We start from the raw sequence: 16,132 nt of genomic DNA, 5'->3' as shown, positions 1-16,132 counted from the left end.
ATGAATTTGTTGCGCCCGCCTGTTACCGGCCGCCGGGTCCGGTTTGCGTTGATCGGTTGCGGCCGCATTGCGCAAAACCATTTCGAGGCCATCAAGAAGCACGGCGAGCGCGCCGAGTTGGTAGCGGTTGCCGATGTGGACCCTGGCGCGCTGGCTGATGCCGTGGCCAAGACCGGCGCGCGCGGCTTCCCGTCGCTGACCGAGTTGCTGGGCGTGAAGTCCGAACTGGATATCGACTGCGTCGTGCTGACCACGCCCAGCGGTCTGCACCCGCGCCAGGTGATCGAGGTGGCGAATGCCGGCCTCAACGTCATGACCGAAAAGCCCATGGCCACGCGCTGGCAGGATGGTCTGGCGATGGTCAAGGCCTGTGATGCGGCCGGCGTGCACCTGTTTGTCGTCAAGCAGAACCGTCGCAACTCGACGTTGCAACTGCTCAAGCGTGCTGTCGCGGAAGGCCGCTTCGGCCGGCTCTACAACGTCGCGGTCAATGTGTTCTGGACGCGGCCGCAGGCCTATTACGACAGTGCCGCCTGGCGCGGCACCTGGGAGTTCGATGGCGGCGCCTTCATGAACCAGGCCAGTCACTACATCGATTTGCTGGACTGGATCTGCGGCCCGGTCGAGAGCGTGATGGCCTACACCGGCACGCTGGCGCGCAACATCGAGGTCGAGGACAGCGGCGTGGCGGCGCTGAAGTGGCGCAACGGCGCCATGGGCACCGTGAACGTCAGCATGTTGACCTATCCGAAGAACCTGGAAGGCTCCATCACGCTGCTGGGCGAGAAGGGCTCGGTGCGCATCGGTGGCGTGGCGGTGAACGAGATCCAGCAGTGGCAATTCGACACCCCGCATGACATGGATGCACAGATCGCGGACGCGAGCTACCAGACCACGTCGGTCTACGGCTTCGGTCACCCGCTGTATTACGACAACGTCATCAACACGTTGCGCGGCGAAGCTCGTCCCGAGACGGACGGCCGCGAGGGCCTGAAGTCGCTGGAACTGCTCATCGCGATGTACATGAGCGCGCGCGACGGCAAGCGCGTCAACCTGCCGCTGGCGTACTGATACGCGCCATGGCAACGACCATCCACCCCAGTGCCATCGTCGACGATGGCGCCCAGCTTGGCGACGGCTGCCGGGTCTGGCATTTCGTGCACATCTCGAGTGGCGCGCGCATCGGCGCGAAGTGCTCGTTCGGCCAGAACGTCTATGTCGGCAACGATGTGAGCATCGGCGACAACGTGAAGATCCAGAACAATGTGTCGGTCTACGACGCGGTGACGCTGGAGGATGACGTGTTCTGCGGCCCCAGCATGGTGTTCACCAACGTCTACAACCCACGCTCGGCGGTCACGCGCAAGGACGAGTACCGCCGCACGCTGGTGAAGCAGGGCGCGACGCTGGGGGCCAACTCCACCATCGTCTGCGGCACCACCATTGGCCGCTTCGCCTTCGTTGGCGCTGGCGCCGTCATCAATCGCAACGTGCCGGACTTCGCGCTGATGGTGGGTGTGCCGGCGAAGCAGATCGGATGGATGAGCCGCTTCGGAGAGCGGCTGGAGTTGCCCATCAGCAGCGCCTCGCCGGTGGATACCATCTGCCCGAATACGGGCGAGCGTTACCGCCTCAACGGCGACCGCCTGGAGATCATCTGATGGACTTCATCGACCTGAAAAGCCAGTACGCAGCGCTGCGCGACAACATCAACACGCGCATTCAGCGCGTGCTGGACCATGGCCAGTACATCCTGGGCCCCGAGGTCCGGGAGATGGAAGAAGCGCTGGTGGCCTACACCGGTGCCAAGCACTGCATCAGCGTTGCCAGTGGCACCGAGGCGTTGCTGATTGCGCTGATGGCGCTGGACATCCAGCCCGGTGAAGAAGTCATCACAACGCCTTTCACGTTCGCGGCGACGGCCGAGATGATCGTGCTGGCCGGCGGTGTGCCGGTGTTCGTGGACATCGAACCCGACACCGCCAACATCGATGTCTCGCTGATCGAGGCCGCGATCACGCCAAGCACCCGCGCCATCATGCCGGTCAGCCTGTATGGCCAGGTCGCCGACATGGATGCGATCAACACCATCGCGGCCAGGCACGGCGTGGCCGTCATCGAAGACGCCGCGCAGAGCTTCGGGGCCAGCTACAAGCAACGCAAGAGCTGCAACCTGTCCACGTTCGGCTGTACCAGTTTCTTCCCCAGCAAGCCGCTGGGTTGCTACGGCGACGGCGGCGCGATCTTCACGAGCGACGACCGGCTGGCCCAGGCCTGCCGCGAGATCCGCACGCACGGCCAGAGCCAGCGCTATCTGCACACCCGCCTTGGCGTGGGAGGGCGTATGGACACGCTGCAGTGCGCCGTCGTGCTGGGCAAGCTGGACCGTTTCGAATGGGAAATCCGCCGCCGGCTTGAGTTGGGTGATGCCTACCGCGCCAAGTTGCAGGCTGCCATTCCGGCGCTGCAATTGCTGGCCGTGCGCGGTGACCGCGACTGCGTGTGGGCGCAATACACGGTGTTCGTTGACGACCGCGACGCCGTGCAGGCGCGGCTGAAGGAGGCCGGTGTGCCGACGGCGGTGCATTACCCGCGCCCATTGCACCATCAGCCGGCCTATGCGAAGTACGGCAGCGCTGATGCCTGTCCGCTCAGCGTGGCCGCGGCTGCGCGCGTGATGAGCCTGCCGATGAGTGCCGACCTCACCAACGAGCAGCAGGACCGGGTCGTCGCTGCCGTTGCTCAAGCGCTGAACTGATCGGGTGGCCGGTGAAGTTCCGGCCAGACATCGAAGGGTTGCGGGCGCTGGCGATCGTGCCGGTGGTGGTTTTCCACGCCTGGCCGGCCTTGTTGCCTGGCGGCTTTGTCGGCGTGGACGTGTTCTTCGTCGTCTCGGGCTACCTGATCACGACGCTGTTGCTGCAGCGCCTGGCTGCCGGCAACTTCAGTATTGCGTCGTTCTACGCTGCCCGCATCCGGCGCATCTTCCCGGCGCTGTTCGCGATGTTGACCATCATGGTGCCGCTGTGCCTGTGGCTGATGGAGCCGCAAGCACTGCACGAGCTCGCGCGCCTGCTGGGTGCAACGGGGTTGTTTCTGTCCAACCTCGAGCTATATCAGACCGCCGGCTATTTCGAGAGCGCTGCCGAGCTGAAGCCGCTGTTGCACACCTGGTCGCTTGCAGTGGAAGAGCAGTACTACATCGTCTTCCCGCCGCTGCTGGCGCTGGTGTGGCGCTTCGCGCGGCGCCTCGTCGGCCTGGCGCTGCTACTGGCCGGGCTCGCGTCGTTGGCGTACTGCTTGCGGCTGATGCCGCACGACGCCACGCTGGCCTTCTATGCAGCGCCGGCGCGTACCTTCGAGTTGATGATCGGCTCGGGCCTGGCCTGGTGGATGCAGCGTGGTGGCGCACCGGTGCGGCCGGCCTGGGTGGACGCCGTGGTCGGTTGGGTCGCGCTGATGGTGCTGGTTGTCTCGCTGGTGTGCATGCGCGCCGAGGCCGGCTTCCCCGGTCCGACGGCGCTGTGGCCCTGCGTCGCGACCGCGGCGCTGATCTGGGTCGGCGACAGCAGCTGTGTTGGGGCGACGCGCTGGTTGTCCTTCGCGCCACTGCGCTGGATAGGTGAGTTGTCGTTTTCGCTGTATCTGTGGCACTGGCCGGTGTTGGCGCTGTTGCGCCATGCGCTACTGGACCTGCCGACACCGGCGCAGGCTGTTCTCGCGGTGGCACTGTCCACTGTGTTGGCCTGGGCGTCGCTACGCTGGATCGAAACCCCTGTGCGCCAGGCGCGGTTGGCGCGGCCGCTGCTGCTGGCAGCCGGCGCAGCTGCGATCGCTGCGAGTCTGGCGGCCGCGTGGGGCCTGGCGCGGCAGGCGGACTCACGCGCCGCGCAGCCGGGCCCGGCCGCCGATTTGCGCGCCGGCGCCGCCGACACCAGCCCCGACCGCCGCCGCTGCCATTCCAGTGGCAATCGTTGGTTGAGCTATGACCAGCGCTGCTGGTTCGGCCCCGCGAAGGCGCAATTCACGCTGGCCGTTTGGGGCGACAGCCACGGGGTAGAGCTGGCGCGCGCGCTGGGCGACGCCGCGCGCGGACATCGCGTTGCGCAACTGACCGGCTCCAACTGCCCGCCGGCGCCCGGTTTCGACGTGCCGGGCCGGCGACGCTGCGCCGGCGTCAACGCGGCGCTGCTTGAGCGGCTGGCGGACGACCCCGGTGTGCATGCCGTGCTGCTGGTGGCGCGCTACGAGGTCTACCTAAGTAGGTGGGACGCGGTGGCCTTCGAGGCTGGCCTGGCGCGGGCCATCGCGAGGCTGCAGGCGGCCGGCAAGCGCGTGCTGCTGCTGGACCCGGTACCGACTTATCACTTCCCCGTGCCGGCCGCGCTGGCGCAACGCGCGCTGCGCGGACAGCCACTGGACGGGCAGGGGCAGTCCGAGGCGCAGTACGCGCAGCACCAGCGCGACGCGCTCGCGCTGCTCCAGCGGCTGGTGGCCGGCAGCGCAGCGCAGCGCGTGCCAACAGGCGCGCTGCTGTGCGGTGCGTCAAGCTGCGCGGTGCGCGATGGGCTGTACCCGCTGTACTTCGATGACAACCACCTCGGCATGCGAGGCGCCGCCAGGCTTGCGCCTGCGGTACTGTGGCTGGCAGGTGACCGCTAGGCCGCTTTCGGGCCGAGCGCCGGACCGCCACCCCAAGACGGCCTGCGATGGTGCCCTGCTTGCGGCTCGGCACCCGGACCCAGGGTGAGGGGTTTACACACGGAAATTCGGCGCATGCCGGCGCAGCCACTGCTCCAGCATCATCAGGATCCACACCATCTCGCCGTAGTACCCCGCGTGCTCCTTGAGCCGCTGCGTCAGCAGGCTCTCGACGAACTCGCTGCGTACGATGCCGCGAGCAGCCACGCCGCGCAGCGACTCGGCGGCCAGCGCGTTCAGCGCGGCGTCCTTGACCGCCCAGGGGCCGAAGGGCAGGCCGAAACCGTGCTTCTTCTTCGTCAGGATCTCGTCGGGCAGGAAGCCGCGCAGCGCCTCCTTGAAGAACCAGCGCAGCTTCAGGCCCTTGAGCTTGTAGCTGGTGGGCAGCTTCAGCGAGAAGTCCAGCAGCCGCGTGTCCAGCAGCGGGAAGCTGACATCCACGCCGGCCAGCGCCGTGGTGCCGACGACCTTGGGCAGGTCGTTCTCGGCCAGCGTGTAGCGCCAGTCGAAGGCCAGCATGCGGTTGACGAGGCTGGCGTCGTGCGGTGTTTCGGCCCAGGTGTCGCGCTGGTGGGCGCGCGGCGCGCCCGTGTCGACCGAGGCCAGGAAGGCCGGCGTCAGCACCTCGGCCATGCCCAGCCGGTCCAGCAAGTTGTAGCTCTGCATGCGCTCGGGCATGGGCACGCGGGCCTGGCGGATGTAGCTGGTGCCCTTCTTCAGCAGCGGGATGCTGCCCGTCACCGGGTTCATGAACAGCGGATTCAGCACGCCCGCGCGCAGCGGCGACGGGATCTGGCTGTAGACGTGGAACACGCGCTCCTTGGCGTAGCGCACGTTGCCGCCGAACAGCTCGTCGCCGCCGTCGCCCGCCAGCATGCGCGTGTAGCCGTCGGCGCGCGCCTTGCTGGCGCAGTAGAAGGCCGGTACGGCTGACGAGTTGCCGAAGGGCTGGTCGTAGTGGGCCGCGACGTCGGGGATGGCCGCGACGAGGTCGGCCGGCGTCACGTAGTACTCGTGATGGTCCGCGCCATACGCCTTGGCGGCGATGCGCGCGTACTCCATCTCGTCATAGCCCTCGGAATCGAAGCCGATGGAGTAGCCGGCCGGCGCCTGGCCCGTGGCCTCGCGCAGCAGGCCGCAGACGGTGGAGCTGTCGGTGCCGCCGGACAGGAAACAGGCGGTCTTGCCGTCGGCGCCGACGCGCTCCTTCACGGCGGTGCTCAGGATGGCGCGGAACTCTTCACGCAGCGCATCGAAGCGGGGAGCGGGCTGCTCGTCAAAGCGTGCGACCCAGTACGGCGCCACGGTCAGCTGGCCGTTCTCGAACAGCGCGTAGTGCGCCGGCGGCAGGCGATGGATGCCTGCATAGATGGTGCGCGGCGACGGGATGCAGTGGTGGAACAGGTAGTCGAAGATGGCCTGGCGGTCCAGTTCCTGGATGCCCAGACGGCGCGCGAGATCATCGGCCCGCGTGGCGTAGTGCAGGCGCCCGTCGCGCACCGCGTAGCACAGGCTGTGCACGGCGAAACGGTCCACGGCCAGGTAGGTGGCACCATCGCTCAGTTCCAGCGCCACGGCGAACTCGCCGCCCACATCGGCCGCGCAGGCCGTGCCGCGCGCGGCATAGGCCTGCTGCCAGGCCGCCAGCGCATCGGTGGCGGGCGTGGCGAACCGGGCGTGGCCGGCGGCGAAGGGCGTGTCGGGCGGCAGGACGTGGGCTTGCATGCGGATGGGGTGGGGTCAGGACGCAGGATTGTCTGCGGGAAGCGTTGGCCGGCGCAGCCGGCGCGAGGCGTTGCCCAGCGCTTGGCGGAGCAGGCCCGCCAGGCCCCTTGGCGTCGTGGGGTCGTAGGCCACGAGGCCAAAGCGTTCGCGGCGATGGCTCATCCAGGTCTTCTTGTAGGCGTCGTCGCCGATCAGATAGTCAATCTCGGTGACCTTGTCGCGTTCGATGGCTTCCTCCATCAGCAGCGCGGTCAGGACGGTGCCGGGGGCCATGCTCTTGAAGGCTTCGTCGTAGGCCAGCTTGTAGATGTTCGCGCGGCCGTTGCTGACGATCCACAGCTGGGCTGCAATGGGCTTGTCGCCAATCCACGCGAGGCCCAGGCGCAGCCAGCCGCGGCGGGCGCACAGCCGTATCAGTCCCGGAATGAAGTCCGGATAGGGCTCGGGTACTTTCCAGCTGGCCCCGTAGACCGCCTGATACGCCGCGATGCCTCGCTCGACGTCGGCTTCGTCGCGGACGATCTCCAGCCGCGCATCGGGCTCGGTCGCCAGCCGCTTGGTCATGCGCTTGATGGTGCTGCGCAGCTGCCCGCTGCGTTCCTTCAGGTATTCGGTCCAGTTGCCCTGCACCGGCAGGAACCAGTTGCCGAACGCGAAGTACTCGTGCGGCCTCAGGCCGCTCAGGCGCAGTGCATCCCGCAGCAGCTTGAACTCCCGCGACTGGGGATCCATCGGCCAGAAACGGTAGGCCGGCGCACGGTGCGCGCGCCGCAGGGCCAGCACCAGCGGCAGCAGGTCCTCGGGCGTCAGCTCGTCCTCAAGCAGCGGTGAGTACAGCGTCGTGTAGTAATTGGCCAGCGCACCAGGCTCGCGCCGCCCGGTCGCATCCGGCTGCACGCCGACGGGCAGCACGGCTAGCACGCGGCCTTGGCGGCGCAGCACATAGAAGGTGGCCTGCGATTCGCCCTGGAAGACGGTGTCGGCCAGCAGTCCGAACCAGTCCGCACCGAACTCCACATAGCCTTGCTCGCGGCGTGACATCAACGCCAGCGCGTCTGTCGGCAGCTCGCGCACGTTGGCGACCACGTCTACGCTGGCGCCACTGCGGCTGGCCATGCCTTCGGCGTCCATAGGCCGCTTGTCGCGCGGCCGCCAGCCACGCTTGCTGAGCCGCATCAACTCATAGGCGTGTGGAAGACCGCGGTGGCGGTAGACGCTGATGTGGTTGATCCAGCGCTGCGACGTCGACCAGGCCAGCAGGTCAGCCTCGGCATTGGTGTAGAACTCGACGACACCGCCCGGCAAGCGCGTGAACAGGTCTTCCAGCGTGCGCAGCAGCAGGATGCGGCCCGGCGCGAAGCGGTCGAACTCCTCATGGAATGCCGTCTTGAGCATGACCGCCATGCCGTCCCGCAGCAGCAGCATGCGCGATGCGACCAGGTCATCACCCAGCCACAGTTCGTAGACAAGCGCCTCGCCCCGTGCCGCGAACTGGCACATGACCTCGGCGTAAAAGCGCCCCTGCGCGTTGTCGCGGCTGATGGCGGTGCCCTCACGGCCTTTCCAGCCACTGCTTTCCAGCTCCGCGTAGCGCGCCACTGCCTCGGGCATGGCCGTCGCGTCGCTGACGATGTCCAGGCGCTCTGCACCCGCCTCCGATTGAAGCCGGCGCATGTAGCGCCGCATGTTCTGCACCAGCTTGCGGGGGCGTTGTGCCCAGTAGTCGTCGAAGCTGCCGCGCAGGCTGACGTTCATCGTCAGTGCGTGGGGAAGGCTCTTGACCGGATGTCCCGGCAGCTCGCGCAGGTCAACGAAGCGTGGGTCGTTGCACAGCAGGTCCAGCTCGCCCGTGTAGCCGGGCAGCGCACGGAACAGGCCGCTAAGGTCGAGGCCGGCCGGGATCAGGCTGAGGCTGATCTGCGACTGTGACGGCAGGAAGCCGCTCCACACGCCCATGCCGCGCGACTGAGCGTTGAGCAGCAACATCGCGACCGGTTCACCGCCTTGGCTCGCCACGGCCAGCCGTGCGCCATCGGCACCGAAATGACGCAGCAGCCCCTCAACGAAGGCGCCGTCCAGCATCGCGTGGCCGCCCATCAGGTGCTGGTTCAACCGGTCCCAGTCGCGACGATGCTCGGCCAAGCCCTGGTCGCCGGGCATGTGGTGGAGTTGCCACTGGGGCGTGGAATTCATGGAGCGCAGCCGCAAGTGAAGGCCTGGCTCAAGGCAGCGTGGATGATGGGCATGTTGTGGCTATGCTGCTCGTGGCGTTCAGGCGCGTCTTGTGCTGGCTGGGGAGCGGTTCCTGGCGGGGGCGCAGTTTAGTTCTCGTCCTCCAGCATCAGGCCCCCGCGATTGGGCAGTGGGGATGGAAGGCCTGTCGCAGGCCAACCTTTATCATCGCCGTGCTTTGCCAGACGGGATCGCCTCCCGACCCGTCCTCCGGCTCGCCGCCCCTCAAATTCACCGAGTTGGCGGCTTCCCGTGCAACAACCTACCTTCTTGTGATGACTGCTTTCGACCCGCGCGCGGCGCGATGCTTGGTCACCGGCGCGGCGGGCTATATCGGCACCCGCTTGCGCGAGCGCTCTGATTCGCAGCTCACTCAAGGCTATGTGGCCTTGGTGCGCGACGCGGCGGTTCAGCAGGCCTTGCAAGGTGCCGGGCGCAAGTCCGTGATGGCGGATCTGCTTCAGCCCGGACAGGCACTTCGTGCGTTGGACGGTTGTGATGCCGTCATTCACCTCGCTCACGGCGATCAGGGCCCCAAGGCGACCAGGCTTCTGGTGGAGGCCGCCATCGCTCGCAAGGTGCGCCGTTTCGTCCACATCAGCACGATGTCTGTTCATGGGCCCAAGCCTGGCACCGAGGCCGCACGCGAAGAGACCGCCAGGGTGGGTCGCTATGGCGACGAATACTCTGACTCCAAGGCGGAGCAGGAGGAGATCGTCCAGGCGGCCTTCGAGCGTGGCGACCTGCCTGCGGTGATCCTGCGGCCCACCGTGGTCTATGGCCTGGGCGGTCATTTCGAGCGGCAAATCATCAGGCAGGCGCTGTCCGGTGAGGTCAAGCTGTTCGATGGGGGGCAGGGCATCTGCAATGCCGTCTTTGTCGATGACGTCTGTGATGCGATCGAGGCCGCGTTGGTGAATGAGGATGCGCTGGGAAAACCCATGTTCATCAATTCGGACGACACCGTGACGTGGGGGCAGTTCATCCGCTCGTTCGCGTCGCTGGTAGAGCCCAACCCTCGATTTGTCGACCGCTCCTCCGCCGAAGCCATTCGCTACTGGGCCGAGCATCCGCCGGAACCGGTGGGCGGCCTGCCGACCCGGGTGCTGCGCAAGCTCAAGCGTCTGGCGGGTTGGCGTCCTCCGGTGGCGCCGTGGCCGCCTCTGGGGCCGGTCTTGCGCGAGACTTTTCCGATCCGCTTTTCGAATGACCGGGCCAAGGCGCTGCTGGATTGGACGCCGCGCGTCCGGTTCGAGGAAGGTGTGGCATTGACCCGGGATTGGCTGAAGGCGCAGGGGGAGCTTGGCCGTTGACCTCGCGGGTTGTCATTGTCGGGGCCGGCTTGGGCGGCTGCATATTGGCCCATGCCCTGTCGGACTCGCATGAAGTTGTGCTGGTTGAACGGGGTGATGCTGTCGAAGATGCTCGCTACCCCGTGGTCGACGTGGGGCTGCCAGCAGTCACGGAGCCGCACGTGGGCGCAGGCCTGGGCGGTACGACGCAGCTCTGGCACAACGGCCTGATCGAAATCGATGAGGCCGTCTTCGCTTCGCATTGGCCGCTGCAGAAGTCCGTGCTTGACCCGTTCTACGAGCAGGCGTTTGGCCTGTTATCGAACACGACACTCCCTTTCGTTCGCAACGCCATCGAGCGCTTGCGGGTGCGCTACCGTGAGCTGGGGGTGCCGGATGGACTGATGCAGGGGCTGTACTACCCGCGTTGGCCTCTCAATGTCTGGGAGTCGCTCAAGCTGCAAGGCCGGGTAAGCGTCGAGCGCGGCAACGTCGTCGATGTCGAGGTCGGCGGCGATGGCCGGGTCACGGGGCTGGTAGTGGTCGAAGCGGGCGAGAGCCGTGTCCTGCGCGGTGACATGTTCGTGCTGGCCGCAGGCGGCCTGGGCTCGCCGGTGCTTTTGCAGAAGCTGGCCAAGCACCAGCCCTTGCCTGCGTTGCGCCATGCTGGGCGCCACTATGAAGACCACCCCATGGGCTTCGTGGGCGAAGTTGAGGTCAAGGTGCCGTTGTATCGGCTGTGGAACTTCCGCGTGCCGGGTACGGATGGGAATCTCCGTCTGCCATTGGTGGTCCAGCGTGCCGGCTTGCACGTGTCCTTCCAGTTGCGACCGGCAGCCAACTACTATCGCAACAGCCGCCGGGAGCGCGTTGGCAGCGTGCTGAATGATCTGCGCCGCAATCCTTGGAACCTGCGCAACTACTTCAGCCTGTTCCGTCATTGGGATGACGTGCTGGACATCCTGTCGTTCAAGTTCGGCATCAAGCTGCCCACCCGCCACTACACGCTGCTGATGTGCGCGCAGATGCCGACCTCGCCCGAACTTGCACTCTGGGGTGAACCCACGGACGCACAAGGCGGCGAGGTTCGCAAGCGCAACTGGCAGTTGTCGACAGACTACCTCTGCAACCTTCAGGGCGCCATCGATGACGTGCTGGCGTGGCTAGCTCCGGTGGCCAAGCGCTCACGCGTCTTTGCCGGCTGGCAATCCGGCTTGCGCAGCAGCGCGCACCATTCAGGCACTGCCCGGCTTTCCGCGGATGCCGATACGGGTGTTTGCGATGTGGACGGCAAGGTGCATGGCATGGCCAATCTCTATGTCTGCGATGGCTCGTTGATTCCCGCCAGCGGTATCGCCAACACGGGGCTCACGATTGCCGCGCTGGCCCTGCGCCTCGCGACTCATCTCAAGCGGTGTGGCCCACTGCATGACCAGGTATCGAACACATGAAATTAAAGGTTGCCATGGCGGCGCGCACCCTGAACGTGCGTCACCTGCGGGGTACGGGACGCTATGTGCAGGAGTTGCTGCGCAACACGCGGGAGCCCGATCAGGTGGAGTGGGCCGTGTATGGGCATGACACGGCCCTGCCATTTCGGGTGCCGCCGGGGCTGCGTGGCCAGGCTGAGGTGTTCGAGTTCCGTGGCGATCGCTTCCACCTGTGGGAACAACTGGGCTTGCCGTTGAAGGTCCGGGCCGCGGGCGCGCAGCTACTGCACTGCGGTGAGAACACCGCCCCCATCTGGCAGCCTGTGCCCACCATCGTGACCATCCATGACACGGTGCCCTGGGAGGAGGAGACCCGAGGACTGGAGCGCCACTACCTGCATGACGTGCAAGGCATGGCGCTGCGGCGCTGCGCGTCCGTCATCACCATCAGTGAGTCGTCGAGGCGGGACATCGCCGCGCGCTGGCCATTCCTGGAAAACCGGCTGGCGGTGATTCCACACGGCATCGCGGACGAGTTCTTCGATGACGCGCAGGTGCCGTTGCCCGCGGTGCTCGAGCAGGCACTTGGCGGTGCGCCTTACCTGGTCTACCTCGGAGGGGCGCAGACCCGCAAGCGCTTTGACTGGGCGCTCGAGTTGCTGAGCCGCTGCGGGCGAGATGACTTGCATCTCGTGGGCTGCGGATTCGGTGCCGGTACCGCGCCGCTCGACCGTATTCCGCCGGCGCTCCGTGATCGCGTGCACATCGCGCCTTTCCTCGAGGAAGGGGAACTGGTGACGCTGTACCGTCGCGCGCAGGCGGCGATCTATCCCACGCTGTATGAGGGCTTCGGCTTCCCGGCCGTCGAGGCGCAGGCGGCTGGTACGCCGGTGTTGTTCAGCCCGGTCAGCAGTCTGGTCGATCTGATCGGGCCGTTGGCCTGGACGAATCCTTCTCACGACTTCGATGCATGGCTCAGTTCGCTGCAGGAGGTGTTGAGCCTGCCGCCGCACGTGAAGGCGGAGAAGGCTGAGCAGACCAAAGCCTGGGCTCGACAGTTCTCATGGCGCAGCAGCGTCGAGCGGCATTTTGAGGTTTACCGCGACGTGGTGGAGCGCCGCCGCTAGAGCGGCTGAAGCCGAAGTGCCGGACTTGTTCAGTCGTTGGGGATGTAGCGGCGGACCAGTGACTTGGCAAACTTGGTCAGCGTCCGGCCGCGGTAGGGGCCCCTGCCGAGCAGGCCCGCGAAGGTGCGAAGTCCCAGACCGAGATCGCCTTTGGCGGTGTGGGCGTCGGCAAAGTTGCACCAGCCGCGGTGCTGGAAAGACTGCAGCGCGGTCGGGTCCACATCATGGCCGGGCGGCGCGCTCATGCCGAAGCGGCGGATCAGGTCGGCGCGCATCAACTCCGTCGTGTTGGTGGCGGGGATGCGACGCGACAGCGACACCGGGTGTTGGCGGTACAGCACGAAGGGCTCGGCAAGGCGCAGGAACCGGTGCTGCGTGCTGGCCCGGACGAGATATTCCCAATCGTCGGTCTGCTGGTTGTCGGTCAGAAAGCCGCCCATGCTGTCCCAGGCGCTGCGGCGCCAGACGACCGATGACGGCAGTGCGTGGTTGTCCAGGATCAGGCGGGGGTAGATCCAACCAGACAAGGTCTCGTCGATACGGCCGCTGCGCGCCTGCTGCGCGAACTCCGGCCGAGGCTCACCGTGCCAGACCTCGAAGCCGGTGTAGCAGAAGTCGTGGTCCGGGCGGCTTTGCAGGGCCTCCAGTTGCAGGCGCAGCTTCTCCGGATGCCAGATGTCGTCGGCGTCCAGCAGCGCCACGAACTCGGAATCGACCTCGGACATGCCGCGATTGCGCGAACGCGACATGCCGCGGTTCTCTTGTGAGATGACGCGCACTCGGGCGTCGTTCAGCGCCGCGTGCGCGGCGGTTGCGTCCTTGGACCCGTCGTCTATGACGGTGACTTGCAGGTCGGGGAAGGTCTGATCGAGTGCCGAGCGAACCGTCGCGGCGATGAAGGCTTCGGCGTTGTAGGCGGGGATGACGATATTGACGCGCGGCATGCTCTTGGTCTTAGCGGGTGGCCTGCGAAGCCGCGGAAGCCGCAGATGCCGCCGCGTCAGCAGCCGGTGCGGGCTCGGGATCCTTCCAGCGCTTGACGGATTCCAGGCGCTCGCGCAGGTCCGGTCGATCCATACCCAGCGCCATGGCGCGATGAGCCTGGATCAGCGCCTGGTCGTAGACCTTCAGGTCGAAGTACAGCATGCCGGCATTGAAATGCGTGTGCGGCGCGTCACCGGCCTGCGTGACGATGTAGTCCAGGAAGCGGCGCGCCTCTTCCAGGCGGTTGCGGCGGCTCAGATAGTTCACATAGAACATGCGGAACACGAGATCGTCAGGCACAAAGTTCATGCCGCGGGCGTAGTAGCACTCGACGGTCATGTCGGCCCCCTGGGGCGGATCGGTCTTTTCCTTCGCGGCGAGCTGCTCCATGGAGTGGATCGCCCGTGGATGGTTGGGAAAGACGGCCAGCGTGTAGCCGATGTCATGGCCGAAGGCACCCGTCTTGCGCCGGGTCAGGTTCTCCACGCCACGCGTGAAGTGGGCGTTCTCGACGATGGATTTCTGCGTGATGTGGGCAAGCCGGTAGTCGAACGGGCCGTAGACGTTGAACGGTTCGCCACAGCCCGCGGGTGACGGCGCGGGTCGGGCTGTGGCTTGCGCTTGGGCGGGCAAGGTGTTGACCGCCAGCGCCGCGATCAGTGCCGCATGACGGGTGATCGAAATCAATTTGCTAGGCATCGAGTCCTCAACCAGTTCATGCAGACAAGGTTCAAGTCGTCCTGCTCCGACAGTGAAGAGAACGTGTGATCGGCTGCCGGCATTGCGTGGCGCTGCAGCGTGGGTCGCGTCAGCAATTTCTGCCACACCGCAGAGGATCGAGCATGTTCTTCGAACTCCCGGGCAGTGTAGTCATCGCCGCTCAAGACCAGCAGCGTCGGACCACTGAAGCCAGCCAGGCCGTCCGCCATGCGATCCTGGAAACTGCGCGAGTCGCTGGCCTTGCCCGCGCTGCGGGCCAGCTTCAGGTTGCTGCCCAGCGTGTTCAAGGCCTTCAGGCCCACGCCGCCGCGCAGCAGCTTCAGCCAGAACTCGCGCTGGCGCAGCCGCCGCCAGTAGTAGTGCTTCACATGGGTCTGTGCCAGCGTTGCGGCCGAACGCGCCCAGGGGTTGGCCAGCGCCAGACCCGCCACGCGGGGGTCATGCGTCGCGTCCAGGTACATCAGCGCAGCCGAGGCCGCATCGCACAGCCCCCACAGCACCACGCGCTTCAAGCCGGGCCGGGCCGCCTGCAGCGCGGCTATCGCCGCGCCGATGTCGGCATCAACGCCCTGGAAGTCGCGCGCGTCGCCGGTGCTGTCGCCCATGCTGCGGTAGTCGAAGCGCAGCGCGGCAAAGCCGTTGCTGGCCAAGTGGCGGGCCAGCAGCGTGAACTGGCGGTGGCTGCCGGCGCGGTACTGCGGGCCGCCGACGATGATGATGACGCCCACTTCAGCGGCGGCGCCGTCGGGCTCGGCCAGGATGCCGACCAGGCGCTCGCCCTCGCAGTCGAAGCCCAGCACCGATTCCTTCACGACAAGGCCTCCACGGTGGCCGTGATGAGAGCGGGAGCCAGCTCGATCTCGGAGGTGCTCCAAAAGCCCGGCCCCTGCACGATCTGCGTGCGCACTGTCCAGCCGGCGTCCTGCCAGCTTTTGACGGCCTGCTCGGTGACCGGCGTCAGCGTTGCATCTTCGCGGGTGCTGAGTTCCAGCCATTCGACGCGCCCGGCCTGGCCCGCCGGCGTCAGCTTGGCGGCCTCGAGCCCGGAGGCCAGCGCCGCGCCCAGCCTGTAGCCGGCGATCTCGACGGGGCGGCCCGCCGCGAGTTCGGTCTTCAGCTGGTCCATCAGCCCCTTGCTGGCACCGCTGGCCATTTCGGCGGCCAGCTTCAGGCGCAGGAACTGCTGCAGCGCCAGCTTGCCGCTGGTCATGGGCTGCCAGAACAGGTGGTTCACCGTCCGGCCCCAGTCGGCCGCGGCCAGCAGGCCACCGGCGCGCAGGCTCCACAGCCACAGCGGCGCGTCGCCCGGCACGCGGGCGTCCAGGGCCTCCAGGCCCAGCCGCACGTCGGCTTGCCAATCGGCCCAGCCAGAGTCGCCGAAATCGGCCGACGAGTCGCCACAGCCGCGCAGGTCGATCTGCAGCACGGCATGACCTGCCTCGGCCAGCGCGCGGCAGGCGAGGGCGGCCATGCGGCGCGACTTGTTCATCTCCTCCGCGAACGGGTGCAGGTACAGCAGCTTGCTGCGCGGGGTACCGGCGGGCGCATGGAACAGGCACAGCCGCTGCTCGCCGCCGACGGCGGGCAGGAAGAAGACGTCGGGGCGAGGGATCAACCCAGGCGGGCGGCGACGAAGTCCGCCAGCGAGCCCACGGTGGCGAAGGTGTCGCCGTCGATGTCGTCATCGTCCACGACGATGCCCAGCTGCTCCTCCATCGCGGTGATCAGGCTGACCACGGCCATGGAGTCCAGCTCGGGCAGGGCGCCCAGCAGCGCGGTGTCGCGGGTGAAGGTCTGGGCGCGGCCATTGAGGCTCAGCACGTCGTCGAGAAGCCTCAGCACATGGCCGAGCACTTGGGCGTTGTCCATCGGGATGGGGTGGCAAAGATCGAACGCGGCAGTTTAGCCGTGGCACCCCCTC

14 protein-coding genes are annotated in these 16,132 nt (G+C 66.9%); 7 read left to right on the top strand and 7 right to left on the bottom strand.

What is annotated here, in order from left to right:
- From J2X21_RS16530 to J2X21_RS16515, 4 genes are read left to right on the top strand one after another with little or no spacing between them, the layout of a single operon-like run.
- On the top strand, positions 1–1,071 hold the full coding sequence (locus J2X21_RS16530; RefSeq protein WP_404667360.1) for a Gfo/Idh/MocA family protein: 1,071 nt from the start codon (positions 1–3) through the stop codon (positions 1,069–1,071).
- A gap of 8 nt (positions 1,072–1,079) precedes the next feature.
- Positions 1,080–1,661, top strand: coding sequence for an N-acetyltransferase (locus J2X21_RS16525; RefSeq protein WP_310330436.1), 582 nt, complete (start codon positions 1,080–1,082; stop codon positions 1,659–1,661).
- Entirely contained in the window at positions 1,661–2,758 is a 1,098-nt protein-coding gene (locus tag J2X21_RS16520) for a DegT/DnrJ/EryC1/StrS family aminotransferase (RefSeq protein WP_310330435.1), read from the top strand. The genes J2X21_RS16525 and J2X21_RS16520 overlap by 1 nt, the downstream gene beginning before the upstream one ends.
- An 11-nt stretch (positions 2,759–2,769) precedes the next feature.
- Positions 2,770–4,662, top strand: a complete 1,893-nt coding sequence (locus J2X21_RS16515; protein ID WP_310330434.1) for an acyltransferase family protein — start codon at positions 2,770–2,772, stop codon at positions 4,660–4,662.
- 93 nt (positions 4,663–4,755) lie between these two features.
- Here the strand turns inward: J2X21_RS16515 and J2X21_RS16510 are convergent, their stop codons facing one another.
- A complete protein-coding gene (locus J2X21_RS16510; RefSeq protein ID WP_310330433.1) occupies positions 4,756–6,426 on the bottom strand; it encodes an asparagine synthetase B family protein in 1,671 nt (556 codons plus the stop codon).
- A gap of 15 nt (positions 6,427–6,441) precedes the next feature.
- A complete protein-coding gene (locus tag J2X21_RS16505) occupies positions 6,442–8,619 on the bottom strand; it encodes a GNAT family N-acetyltransferase (protein ID WP_310330431.1) in 2,178 nt (725 codons plus the stop codon).
- 314 nt (positions 8,620–8,933) lie between these two features.
- Between J2X21_RS16505 and J2X21_RS16500 the strand changes: the two genes are divergently transcribed.
- The 3 genes from J2X21_RS16500 to J2X21_RS16490 are packed head-to-tail and all read left to right on the top strand — an operon-like array spanning position 8,934 to position 12,507.
- Entirely contained in the window at positions 8,934–9,971 is a 1,038-nt protein-coding gene (locus J2X21_RS16500) for an NAD-dependent epimerase/dehydratase family protein (protein ID WP_310330429.1), read from the top strand.
- Between the two features lie 44 nt (positions 9,972–10,015).
- Positions 10,016–11,401: a GMC oxidoreductase gene (locus J2X21_RS16495; protein ID WP_310330427.1), complete on the top strand. Its 1,386-nt coding sequence runs from the start codon at positions 10,016–10,018 to the stop codon at positions 11,399–11,401.
- A complete protein-coding gene (locus tag J2X21_RS16490; RefSeq protein WP_310330425.1) occupies positions 11,398–12,507 on the top strand; it encodes a glycosyltransferase family 4 protein in 1,110 nt (369 codons plus the stop codon). The genes J2X21_RS16495 and J2X21_RS16490 overlap by 4 nt, the downstream gene beginning before the upstream one ends.
- Positions 12,508–12,536: 29 nt before the next feature.
- On the opposite strand, the gene J2X21_RS16485 is transcribed toward J2X21_RS16490, so the two are convergent.
- The 5 genes from J2X21_RS16485 to J2X21_RS16465 are packed head-to-tail and all read right to left on the bottom strand — an operon-like array spanning position 12,537 to position 16,080.
- Positions 12,537–13,451: a glycosyltransferase family 2 protein gene (locus tag J2X21_RS16485; protein ID WP_310330424.1), complete on the bottom strand. Its 915-nt coding sequence runs from the start codon at positions 13,449–13,451 to the stop codon at positions 12,537–12,539.
- Positions 13,452–13,461: 10 nt separating this feature from the next.
- Positions 13,462–14,190 carry a hypothetical protein gene (locus tag J2X21_RS16480; protein WP_310330423.1) on the bottom strand — a complete coding sequence of 243 codons (729 nt, stop codon included), beginning with the start codon at positions 14,188–14,190 and terminating at the stop codon, positions 13,462–13,464.
- Complete coding sequence (locus J2X21_RS16475; protein ID WP_310330422.1) at positions 14,175–15,023, bottom strand: hydrolase 1, exosortase A system-associated; 849 nt, start codon at positions 15,021–15,023, stop codon at positions 14,175–14,177. The genes J2X21_RS16480 and J2X21_RS16475 overlap by 16 nt, the downstream gene beginning before the upstream one ends.
- Positions 15,020–15,826 carry a hydrolase 2, exosortase A system-associated gene (locus J2X21_RS16470; RefSeq protein WP_310330420.1) on the bottom strand — a complete coding sequence of 269 codons (807 nt, stop codon included), beginning with the start codon at positions 15,824–15,826 and terminating at the stop codon, positions 15,020–15,022. The genes J2X21_RS16475 and J2X21_RS16470 overlap by 4 nt, the downstream gene beginning before the upstream one ends.
- Positions 15,823–16,080 (bottom strand): phosphopantetheine-binding protein, encoded by a 258-nt coding sequence (locus J2X21_RS16465; RefSeq protein WP_310330419.1) that lies wholly within the window; start codon positions 16,078–16,080, stop codon positions 15,823–15,825. Before J2X21_RS16465 ends, J2X21_RS16470 begins: the two co-directional genes overlap by 4 nt.
- Positions 16,081–16,132 lie beyond the last annotated feature (52 nt).

This window comes from Roseateles asaccharophilus (assembly GCF_031458115.1).
Classification (GTDB): Bacteria; Pseudomonadota; Gammaproteobacteria; order Burkholderiales; family Burkholderiaceae_C; genus Pelomonas; species Pelomonas asaccharophilus_A.
Note: the sequence above shows the minus strand (reverse complement) of the source record. Positions and strands in the feature narration are given on the sequence as shown.